Below are 10,292 nucleotides of genomic sequence, written 5' to 3' on the forward strand. Positions count from 1 at the left end.
ATTTTTTTCTAAGCCACTCGACCTCGACCTGCAGCTTGCCAATTTGTTGATATAGATGGTCTTCCCGAGCTTCCAGCTTTTTCGGGTCGGGTTGGCTACTGCCGCGTTCGAAGGCTTCCACCAGTCGCTCCTGGGCGATTTTCTTCCAGGTGTTGATCTGAGAGGCATGTACGCCGCACTGCGAAGATAATTGAGCGACTGTCTTGTCGCCTCGGATAGCCTCCATTGCGACCTTGGCCTTGAACTCACTACTGAACCGTTTTCTCGCCACGTTACTACTCCTGCTTGGTCGTGGCATTCTACCTATGCCCGTGGTCTAAATCATGGGGTCCACTATAAGGTTTTGATATTATGAGTAACGAAAAGGTGAATCCGTACAAATATGCAACTGGTTTGTTGTTGCGTAGACTGTATTGGGATATATGTCTTGAATCTTATCGATCTAGGAAAAGGTTAAAAAAAATTAGAAATAAATTTAAAGGTCAAAGTGCTGTAATATTGTGTAATGGACCGTCTTTACTCAATACCGACTTTGAAATGTTAAGGGATAGTGGTTTATATACTTTTGGCTTAAATAAGATCAATTTGTTATTTGATAAAGTGGATTTTAGACCATCTACTATCGTCGCTGTTAATCCATACGTGTTAGAGCAAAATGCGGATTACTTCTCAAATACAGACATACCTTTATTTCTTGACTCTAAGGCGAAGCATCTTGGAATAAAAAATAGCAAGTCTATCTTTTTGCATTCTTCAAACATCCCTTCTTCTTTTGCAAAGGATTGTTCTGTGAGTATTAATCAGGGCTACACAGTGACCTATGTAGCAATGCAGTTAGCTTTTCATATGGGATTTCAAAGAATTGCATTAGTGGGGTGTGATCACAATTTTGCAGATAAAGGTACACCAAATAAACTTATTGAGGCGAAAGATGATGATCACAATCACTTCGATCCAAATTATTTTTCAAAGGGTACGAAATGGCAGTTGCCGGATCTTTTCCAAAGCGAGGTTCATTACACTATAGCAAAAAATCTATATGAAGAGAATAACCGAGAAATATATGATTGTACGAATGATGGAAAGTTGCAATTATTCACAAAGATGCCTTTCTCAGAATTTTTAATTCCCAATAAAGTACAACGCTATGAAGCCAATTAGAGTTAGTATAATTTTAGCCTGTTATAATGCTGAGTCCACCATATTAAATGCGTTGAGTTCTATAAAATCTCAAACGTACTATAATGTAGAGGTGGTAGTTATTGATGGGAAATCAACTGACAGTACCGCTAGATTGTTAGAACAACATGAGTCTACAATTGATACATTTATATCAGAAGAGGATTCAGGCATTGGCGATGCTTGGAATAAGGGATTGAAAAATGTAACGGGTGAGTTAGTTTTATTTCATAATGCTGACGACTTATGGCATCCCCGTTTAATTGAGCGATATTTATCTGTATATAAAGCCAATGGTTGTCAAAGTGGTATTTATTATGGTGACTGTTACATTCATAAAGACGGTTTATTGATTAAAAAAATAGTTGGACATCACGATGAAAACCGAATGCGAAAAGGACTAGGGTTTGGTTTTGTTCACACTGCAACTATGGTAACAAGAGATGTATATAAACAGGTTGGTGGGTTTTCAACGAAATTGTCAATTGCTATAGATACAGACTTTTTGTGTAGATGTATCAGAAACGACAACATACCCTTTATATATTCTGGAGATGTAGGGGTCTATATGCAGACAGGAGGCATTAGCGATAGTAGTGCCAAAAAAGCATACCAAGAATATCTTGAAATATTAGTCAATTATTCGTATATATCCAAAAAAAAAGCATCTTTTCTCACTAATCTCTATTTTTTTTATAGTCCCTTGAGGAAGTTAATTAAATCAAATATGATTTATGTGCAACTTAGGAAGTCCAAGCATCTTTTGCTGCATCTTATAAATTTTTCTTATAACATAGTGCCTACTTTTTTTATTAAAAATATACTATTGAAGGTTATGGGTGTCGCTGTCGGTAAAAATAGTTATATATTAAGGGGGGCTGAATTCTTTAATGTTGGGAACATCATTATTGGGAGTGATAGTATAGTAAATCGAAATGTTGTGTTTGATAATCGAGGCACTATAGTAATAGGTTCTGGGGTTTCGATTTCTAGAGGTTGTGAAATACATACGGCAGGCCATGATATTGAATCACCAATGTTTGATTATTTGGTTCGTGGCGTGAATATTGAAGATTCGGTTGTTCTATTTTCGAAGGTATCTGTTATGCCAGGTGTTACCATTGGAAGAAATTCTGTTGTAATGGCTAACTCGGTAGTTGTGGCTGACGTACCAGAAAATACTCTCGTCGGTGGTAATCCTGCTAAAATCATAAAGACATTAAATCGCTCGCCTTTAATTAAATTCAAATATCCATACTGGTATGCTAAGTAGTTATTGTATAGGTGAGCCTGAATGATAAGAATGTCATTTTTTTATAATATTGGTATTGTTTCTTTGTTGACTATGTATATGGGTTTAGCCCCTATCGATGTCGAGACAATTCCAGTATTAACTTTATTTTTTTTGGTCTTGACTCTGGTGTTTAGTTTTTATAAAAAGCATGGGATAGATCGTTTGGAGATGTATGTTTTATTTTATATGATCTTGATAATCGGTGCAGGGTTATGGGGTTTTTTCATTAATGGCTATGTTTCAATTATATATGCGATTAAGTACTTAATTGGTCCTGTATGTTTTATTGCTAGTTATAGAGAAGGGAAGAATGTATCTGTAATCACCCTAGCATTTATGGTCTGTGCCATGTTGGTCTATGTTTTGTCCGCTATTTTATTCGGTGAGTCATTAGTAGGAGGAGTACTTAATATAGATGGTCGATATCTGGAGTCCCGTTTTTCAATATTGACCAAAGAGCCTAGTTATTTTGTATTTTATTTCTTTTTGGTTGTCGTGCTATTGGATTTAATTGGTAGTAGGTCGTGTGTAATTTATTCTAGAGCGAAATGGTTGTTTATATTGAAGTTCTGTCTTTTGATTTTGGCAGTCCTTAGTGGAAGTGCTTACGTGTATGGAATGGTTTTTATTTATTTGATCTTATTCAGCTATTTTACAACAAAGCGAATAATATTATACAGAATCTTCATTTCTATAATTTTATTGACGATATTTTTGGGTTTTTTGTTATTTGGAGAGGGTACGAGATTTCACCATATCTTGAATGTTCTTTGGGGTGTTTTGTCTGGTGGCTTCGAGCTTAATTCTATTATTTATTCTCAGGAGACATCGGGTAGCACTAGGTTTATCTTGAATTATATGGCATTGGCTATTCCGTTTACAGTTGACATATTCGGCTTGGGTTTTGGCGGCTTTTCTGAAAACTGGACTTATTTGGCCAATGAGTCATTTATTGATATTGGTGAACATGAAGTATTAATGCGCGGTTTAGCCTTTAGCCCACAAACATATTTTACTTCTCTTGTTGCAGATATTGGAATATTAGCACTACTTGTAATCCCTATATTTAGTCAGGGTAATATATCTGATAGTGCACTGGATCGGCACGGTTTGTTGGCAAAATATTACATAATAGTAGGTGTGATTATATTTATGTTATTTCAGTGTCAAATTTCGAATCCTATTCCATGGATTGCTATCGCTTATATTAAAAAAGGGTTCTATAAGTAATCCAGAATTAATTTGTAGGTTGATATGTGTATTATTCTATCTTGGCAAAGCTAAGGTGGTAATTTTAACCTTCATAATTCCTTGTTGCCGATTTGTAAATTGCTCATTGTGCTTTGTTGAAAGTAAACTATGCACAGTAACATGATAACTCTTAGCTTTATAAATAAATGATGGACATTTTGTGTCTGGAGCTTCAGTTGTGAATAAAAAAAAGTTGCTTGTATTAACACCTAGATTTCCATACCCAGTTGTTGGTGGGGATCGATTGAGAATTTATTATATATGCAAACAATTAAGTGAAAAGTACGATATTACCCTACTTAGTTTTTGTGAAACTAAATATGAGTTAAATATGCCTGCGCCAAAAGATGGCGTTTTTATGAAGATTGAAAGAGTATATCTCCCTAAATGGAAATCCTACTTGAAAGTTTTGAAAGCATTGTTATCTTCAACTCCTTTGCAAATTGCGTACTATGAGTCGCAAGAATTTTCAATTAAAGTCGATGAATTATTGACGGATAGTGACTTAGCACTGGCTCATTTGGTACGTGTATCTAATTACTTAAAGGGGAAATCTTTACCATGTATTCTAGAGATGACCGATGCTATATCAATGAATTATGAGCGAGTTCAGAGGATTGCAACATTGTCTGGAGTTAAAAATATTATCTATAGCTTGGAACAAAATAGACTGAAGCAGTTTGAAAAATCTATAGTTAGATTTTTTAATATGTCTGTTTTAATTTCAAATATTGATAGAGATTACTTATTCGATGAATCTGTGGCTAAAGCTAACAATGTTATTGTTTGTAGTAATGGCGTTGAATTAACTAATTATCCATTCTCTCAAGTAAGTGACCTAAAAAAGCTGGTCTTCATAGGCAACATGAATTCTTTGCAGAATTTTGATGCTGCGTATTGGTTTGCTTCAAGAGTTTTGCCAAAATTGAATGAGGATGGTTCGGGTTTTGAGTTTTTAGTAATTGGGCGTATATCAAGCAGCAATAAAAAGCGTTTATCTCGATTGAGTAATGTTAGTGTCACCGGTCCTGTCGGGAATGTCAGTGAATATGCTATGGGGGCACTGGCTGGGATTTGTTCAATGCGGCTGGGTGCAGGTGTTCAAAATAAAGTTCTTGAGTATATGGCATTAGGTTTACCTAGTGTTATTTCACCTGTTGCAGCCGAAGGAATAAATGGAACTGATGAGGAGCATTTTTTCGTTGCTAATTCGATAAATGATTATGTTGAAATTATTAAACGTTTGAATCAAGATTTAACTATTGCTACTGAAATGGCATCATCAGCGAGACACATGATAGAGTCAGAATATAGTTGGAGTAAGGTGCTAAGGCATTATAACAAACAAGTAGATTCTCTAGTCATTGAATAATATTATTGCTTGAGTGAAAATTGTATACATCATGTTTTAGTCGTATGGTGATATGATTAGAAACGCCGGAGGCGGTAAAAATAATAGGCAGTGTTCATGGAAATCCACCTATGTGGTTGTATTTTTTGTGTTTAATGGCAGAGTCTTATCGATTCAGTTACGGTTTTGCGAGTGGCAGTTCTTCGAAACCTACTTCGATTAGCAGTAAGGCACTAGCGTATAGTCTTTGGCAGTTTCTATCATCGAATAACAGTGAGTGCTGATATGAGCGCCTTTCACAGCGTCATTCAAAGAATCTATAAATATTTTTTGTAACTGCGATGGTTGCATGTTCTTTGTCCACGAACTGGTCTTCGAAGTGGTGCAGGAGCAGCCATGATTGTGGATAGTCATGATTCTTTTTTAGTCACCATTCTTCACCAGACAATTGGGCAACTTCGCAGAATCCTCCCCAGGATATTTGAAAATCTAATTTTGCTCCCTCATTTAGAGTGTGGGTTACTATTAGTGACATTTTTGCGCAACCACTTGGCTGCTTTGAAAGAATGTTTGATGAATTGAAGATAAGCCAAGAACAATGCTACAAATGCGATAAATGAAATTATACCGTTTTGCCATATAACCTGTAGCCAAACACCGATGCCTGCTGCTAACACTTGAAAACCCAGTATCGCAATGAGTGTTGTGCGTGTTGTAAAACCCGCGCGCATAAATATATGATGAACATGAGTGCGGTCTGCATGGAATGGGTTTTTTTTATGCTTGACCCTGCGAATACAGGTGACGAAAATATCAAGTAATGGAACTGCAACTAACCAAAGAGCTGTAACCGGCATCATGATTTGTTTCGACCCTTGCGAATAGCGAATAAGAAATGCGGTAATAATAAAACCCAGAACCATGGATCCCGCATCTCCCATAAAGATCTTGGGTGTCCATTTTGGAAACACATGGAGGTTCATAACTAGGTAAGCCGACAGTGCACCTATCAATAGTAGCAAAATATTACTCGCACCATCCGCTATTTGGTCGCCGATTAAAAAGTACAGAGCAGTTACTGTGATTAAACTCAACCCTCCCGATAATCCGTCGATACCATCAATCATGTTGAAGGCATTGATCATTCCGATTACTGCAATTATGGTTATTGGTGTACTAAACAATCCCAGTTGAAGGTCCCCAAAACCGAGAACATTGCCGAAGCTTTGAAGGCTAGTGTTAGCCCCCCAAATAAGCAAGCAAGCAGACAGTGCCTGTACTCCCAAGCGAAGCTTATAATGCAGGTCGTAGCGGTCATCGATAGAACCGGTCATGGTGAGTAGGGCGCATGCAGCCAATAAAAAAGCCATTTCGCTGGAAGATGGCACAAAGAATAGGGCGGCGAGGGCGGTAGTCGCGAACATGGCAATTCCGCCAACTAGGGGGATATTGCCATCGTGAACTTTGCGGTGGTCTGGTGTGTCCACCAAGCCGAGTCTATTGGTGATCGGTGTCAATACAAATGTGGCAAAAAAAACACCAAAAAACGATACTGAAAGTTCAATCATAGATGTCTGCCTTGACAAGTTAAGGTTTTGAGGGTGCTGGTGCAGTTATTAGTATCCTGCTATCCGGCTTACTGGTCGAACTTGCAGCTTAGCAACGGGTTGGAGCTTTTTGTAGCTGCTTGATAGCCCCTAGCATTTTAAGGCATTGAGGCGAGATGAACAGACCCAAAACCTAATACATTGTTATTGACACACTTCACGTTAGTTGATTCCCCTGTGGATCGCCGTTCGAAGATGCTATTGGATGCATTTAGGGAGTAGTATTTTGCATACGATATCTCAGTAGAGTTTGGCCCCTACAAATTGTTAACAATGTAACTGCGGGAAGTTTTGGGGTGCAGGTTGGTTGCTGCTAGGGTGCTGTACTACAATGGCCTTCGGTTTGGTTTATGGTTCCAATCTTTGGGTATCCTTGTTTGTTGTCCGAGATCGGCAAGTGGTTCCATCTTGGAGAGTTTGGTTTTAAACCTAACTATGCCAGTGCATCTTGAGCTGGGGTTAGGTTAACAGCGTTGATCGGCGCAGTTTGACTGCTTTGTCCTAGTAACCGGGGTTGGTAATTATATGGTCTTTTGTTGAATGCGCTGGGTGTTTGCGCTTGTAAGGGTCTTAAGGATGTCTAGTTGAACAGCTTGTTTATCAACCGTGTCGGTATCATTGCTCTTGGTTTGTATGTGCTTTTTTTGTGGCAGTGCCTTGTGTTCACCAAACTCGCTGAGGCTGCGCTGATATTATGCGTTGTTGTGAGCCTGGCTTCCTCAGTATCAATCAGAAAGTCCCGGGTTCACTACTCACCGGATGACCGCTTGTTCGTGTTGGCCTTCTTGCTGTTCGTGCTGGGCTCATTATTTGCATTGTTGATCAACCCTATTTCTGATCAGACTTTGGTCAGAAACGAGTTGTTGCTTACTTTTTTGTTAATAGTTCCTTTCTATTATTTAATGCGTGTTGCTGACATTAAGCCTTTCTCCACATATTGGGGGTTTGGTTTAGCCGCACTATTGGCAGGTATTTTTGCTGTTATCCAGCTCGTTTATTGGAATGCAACGGGAGAGTATATATTAACGAGCGGCAATAGCTTTGCCGAATTCCCTGGGCGGCCGAGTGGTGGGGTCAACCCTATGCGTTTCGGTGCCATCACCCTATGCCTAGCCGTTATCAGCCTGAATGGGCTCTTGTTTTTGAAGGGAAACACCCGGGTTAAACAGGTATGGTTGGTTGCGGGAGTTGTCTCTGCATTGATAGGCTGCATTCTTACTCAGGCTCGCGGTGCCTGGTTGGCCATTCCTGTTTTGGCGATTGCTTATTTGATTTACCTTGGCAAGCAGTGGCCTGCTAAGCGGCTTTGGGCTGTATTTTTTGTCATTTTGGTTGTCATTGGCAGTGTAGTCAGTACTCCTCAATTTCAACAGCGGTTTAATGAGGCCATCAGCAATATTCAGAGTTACCAAAAAGGCAATGCTAATACCTCACTTGGTGCCCGGTTCGATATGGCAAAGGCAGCTTGGGTATTGATTAAGGAAAAGCCAGTCTTGGGCCATGGGCTGGGTTCATACAAGGATCTGGCTACTGAGATACGGCTCGCCAACCCAGGCATGTCTCGCGAAGTAGGGATGTGGAAAAACCCGCACAATGAAATACTGCTGGTCATGGTGGAGCGGGGTATTCCGGGGCTAATCAGCTTGGTGTTCTTGTTTGGAGCGTTGGGGTTTGTTTATTGGAAATACGCCTGGCGGGAAGATACAGCTTTTTATGCGGTTTCTGGGCTGGGCATACTCATTGTGTACGGGGTGGCAGGGCAGTCGGTAGCACTGTTTGAGCACGAACCTTTTACTTACTTCTTTGCTTCAACTCAGGCGTTACTGATGGCCAGAATGTTGAAAATTGTTCATGGCGTAAAGCGTGTAGAGAATGTTGCCAGTACTTAGCTTAGCTGGCCTCAGTCAATTCGGCTTTGAATCATCTGAATAATGTCAGTGGTTGAAACGTCTTTGGTGCGCGGGAAGTAGATGACTTCGCACTGGTCTTTAAAGTGGTCGAACTTGCCGGCCCAGTCGTCGCCCATCACCAGAATGTCTGCTTTGTAGCGGTTTAGGTATTCGCCTTTTTGCTCCAACGATTCTTCAATGAACACCTCGTCTACACAGTGCAGGCTGTTCAGTATGTGTACCCGGTGTTCTTGGCGGTATACCGGGTAGCGGCCTTTTTTATCGAAATTTAGAGAATCGGACGAAACCCCAACCGTCAAATGGGTGCCTAGTTCTTTGGCGCGTTCCAGAATGTTAACGTGGCCGATGTGGAACACATCGAAGGTACCGAAGGTGATCACGCGTTTGTTGGGCTTGTCGGTCGGGTTCATAGCGTCTCGTGGTGTGTTGGGTCGTTTGGTGTTAAATCGTGCTTTGTGCCTGTACTGGGCCTTGCCTGTTGCAGGGTTGAACACTAACCGGGTTATTGCTGGTGCGCAACCTGACCGGAGTACTTTAGGGGGTAGGTATTGCAAAAGCATGTCTGAATTGTGACAAAAGCCCCTGCTGTGGTGGCTGGGTAGGGGGCTCGCGGGTTATTATGGGGCCTCATATGCACGCCGGAAGGAAGTTAATGCGTCTCTTCAAGCCATCGTCCAGTTCGTCGGTACAGCGCCGCCAGTTGATAGATACCATCGACGTATTGGATGCCCACAACATCCCCTACCACCTTGAAGGCGGTACCTTGCTGGGTATCGTGCGGGATGGGGACTTGCTGCCGTGGGATAAAGACACCGACTTGTCTATCATGAGTGCCGATGTACCCCGGCTGCAACCGGCCCTGAGTGACCTGAAAGCCCGTGGCTGGCGGCTTTCTGAGCGAACATTCAAACAAAATGAAGCCTTTGCCAAACAACCGGATGTGCGGTTGGTAAAGGTAAAAGACCGCTATCTAAAGGTATTGGCCGGGCCCAACACCCTGGATCTGTTCGTGAAATATAGCCACGAAGGCCATGCCTACTGGATAGCCGCCAGCAATGTCATGCGCGTGTCGGCCCACCATTATGAAGGTTTCGAAACCGTGCCCTGGGAAGGGCGGCAGGTGAAGGTTCCGGTTGATTACGAGGGGTACCTGGAAGCCAAGTTTGGCAACTGGAAAGTGCCGCAGAAAGAGTGGCATTGTGATATGGAGAAGACGGTCGTCCGCCCGAGGGTGGACGACGACTGACGTGGAACATTGACTGACGTAGGACATGGAAAGACGTGAAACATGAAGGGACGTGGGACACTAAATGACGCGAAACAATAACTGACGCGAAACATTAAGTGACGCAGGATATTAAGGGACGTAAGACACGTAGGGACGTTTGTAGCGCGTCAACTATCTTGGCCGGTTCAGCGACAATTAACTTGGCCGGTTGCGCTGAACCTATGAAGCCTGCTTTTTGGCAGACTGTTTCCTTCGATAGCTGTCACCCTCGCACTGGATGATTGTGGCGTGGTGCACCAGTCGATCGATGGCGGCGACCGTCATGACGGTATCGTCGAACAACTGGTCCCAGTCCTCGAAGGATTGATTGGAGGTAATGATCAAGCTGTGGCGTTCGTACCGGTGAGCGATCAGCTCGAACAGTACACTGCTCTCCTGTTCAGTCTTGCGCACGTATCCAAGGTCATCCACG

At 41.5% G+C, this 10,292-nt stretch carries 10 protein-coding genes; 6 read left to right on the top strand and 4 right to left on the bottom strand.

Annotated features, from left to right (window positions below):
* On the bottom strand, positions 1-226 hold a 226-nt coding region (locus tag G565_RS0119070; protein ID WP_425413990.1), incomplete at its 3' end, for a transposase.
* 125 nt (positions 227-351) lie between these two features.
* On the opposite strand from G565_RS0119070, the gene G565_RS24980 reads away from it, so the two are divergent.
* The 4 genes from G565_RS24980 (at position 352) to G565_RS0119090 (ending at position 5,096) form a co-directional block, all read left to right on the top strand.
* The gene (locus G565_RS24980; RefSeq protein ID WP_051208272.1) at positions 352-1,161 is read left to right on the top strand and encodes a 6-hydroxymethylpterin diphosphokinase MptE-like protein; all 810 of its coding nucleotides are present in this window, start codon (positions 352-354) and stop codon (positions 1,159-1,161) included.
* Positions 1,148-2,452 (top strand): glycosyltransferase, encoded by a 1,305-nt coding sequence (locus G565_RS26535; RefSeq protein ID WP_084649470.1) that lies wholly within the window; start codon positions 1,148-1,150, stop codon positions 2,450-2,452. The genes G565_RS24980 and G565_RS26535 overlap by 14 nt, the downstream gene beginning before the upstream one ends.
* 21 nt (positions 2,453-2,473) lie before the next feature.
* Positions 2,474-3,703, top strand: coding sequence for a hypothetical protein (locus G565_RS0119085; RefSeq protein ID WP_028672278.1), 1,230 nt, complete (start codon positions 2,474-2,476; stop codon positions 3,701-3,703).
* A 199-nt stretch (positions 3,704-3,902) separates the two neighbouring features.
* The gene (locus tag G565_RS0119090) at positions 3,903-5,096 is read left to right on the top strand and encodes a glycosyltransferase family 4 protein (protein WP_028672279.1); all 1,194 of its coding nucleotides are present in this window, start codon (positions 3,903-3,905) and stop codon (positions 5,094-5,096) included.
* 482 nt (positions 5,097-5,578) lie between these two features.
* Here G565_RS0119090 and G565_RS0119095 read toward each other — a convergent pair whose 3' ends face one another.
* Positions 5,579-6,643, bottom strand: a complete 1,065-nt coding sequence (locus G565_RS0119095) for an undecaprenyl-phosphate alpha-N-acetylglucosaminyl 1-phosphate transferase (RefSeq protein WP_028672280.1) — start codon at positions 6,641-6,643, stop codon at positions 5,579-5,581.
* Between the two features lie 623 nt (positions 6,644-7,266).
* Here G565_RS0119095 and G565_RS0119100 point away from each other — a divergent pair.
* Positions 7,267-8,571 (top strand): O-antigen ligase family protein, encoded by a 1,305-nt coding sequence (locus G565_RS0119100; RefSeq protein WP_028672281.1) that lies wholly within the window; start codon positions 7,267-7,269, stop codon positions 8,569-8,571.
* Between the two features lie 11 nt (positions 8,572-8,582).
* Here G565_RS0119100 and G565_RS0119105 read toward each other — a convergent pair whose 3' ends face one another.
* Positions 8,583-9,002 carry an FAD synthase family protein gene (locus tag G565_RS0119105; RefSeq protein WP_028672282.1) on the bottom strand — a complete coding sequence of 140 codons (420 nt, stop codon included), beginning with the start codon at positions 9,000-9,002 and terminating at the stop codon, positions 8,583-8,585.
* A 242-nt stretch (positions 9,003-9,244) separates the two neighbouring features.
* Between G565_RS0119105 and G565_RS0119110 the strand changes: the two genes are divergently transcribed.
* Positions 9,245-9,838 carry a LicD family protein gene (locus G565_RS0119110; RefSeq protein WP_028672283.1) on the top strand — a complete coding sequence of 198 codons (594 nt, stop codon included), beginning with the start codon at positions 9,245-9,247 and terminating at the stop codon, positions 9,836-9,838.
* 201 nt (positions 9,839-10,039) lie between these two features.
* On the opposite strand, the gene G565_RS0119115 is transcribed toward G565_RS0119110, so the two are convergent.
* Positions 10,040-10,292, bottom strand: a 253-nt coding sequence (locus tag G565_RS0119115; RefSeq protein ID WP_028672284.1) for an ATP-binding protein, incomplete at its 5' end; no start/stop codon positions are given.

The organism is Saccharospirillum impatiens DSM 12546, assembly GCF_000423605.1.
Lineage (GTDB): Bacteria > Pseudomonadota > Gammaproteobacteria > Pseudomonadales > Natronospirillaceae > Saccharospirillum > Saccharospirillum impatiens.

What these genes read in the sequence shown, in the direction of transcription:
- G565_RS0119105 (WP_028672282.1), bottom strand. Translation starts at nt 9,002, where the DNA reads ATGAACCCGACCGACAAGCCCAACAAACGCGTGATCACCTTCGGTACC.
- G565_RS24980 (WP_051208272.1), top strand. Translation starts at nt 352, where the DNA reads ATGAGTAACGAAAAGGTGAATCCGTACAAATATGCAACTGGTTTGTTG.
- G565_RS26535 (WP_084649470.1), top strand. Translation starts at nt 1,148, where the DNA reads ATGAAGCCAATTAGAGTTAGTATAATTTTAGCCTGTTATAATGCTGAG.
- G565_RS0119085 (WP_028672278.1), top strand. Translation starts at nt 2,474, where the DNA reads ATGATAAGAATGTCATTTTTTTATAATATTGGTATTGTTTCTTTGTTG.
- G565_RS0119110 (WP_028672283.1), top strand. Translation starts at nt 9,245, where the DNA reads ATGCGTCTCTTCAAGCCATCGTCCAGTTCGTCGGTACAGCGCCGCCAG.
- G565_RS0119095 (WP_028672280.1), bottom strand. Translation starts at nt 6,643, where the DNA reads ATGATTGAACTTTCAGTATCGTTTTTTGGTGTTTTTTTTGCCACATTT.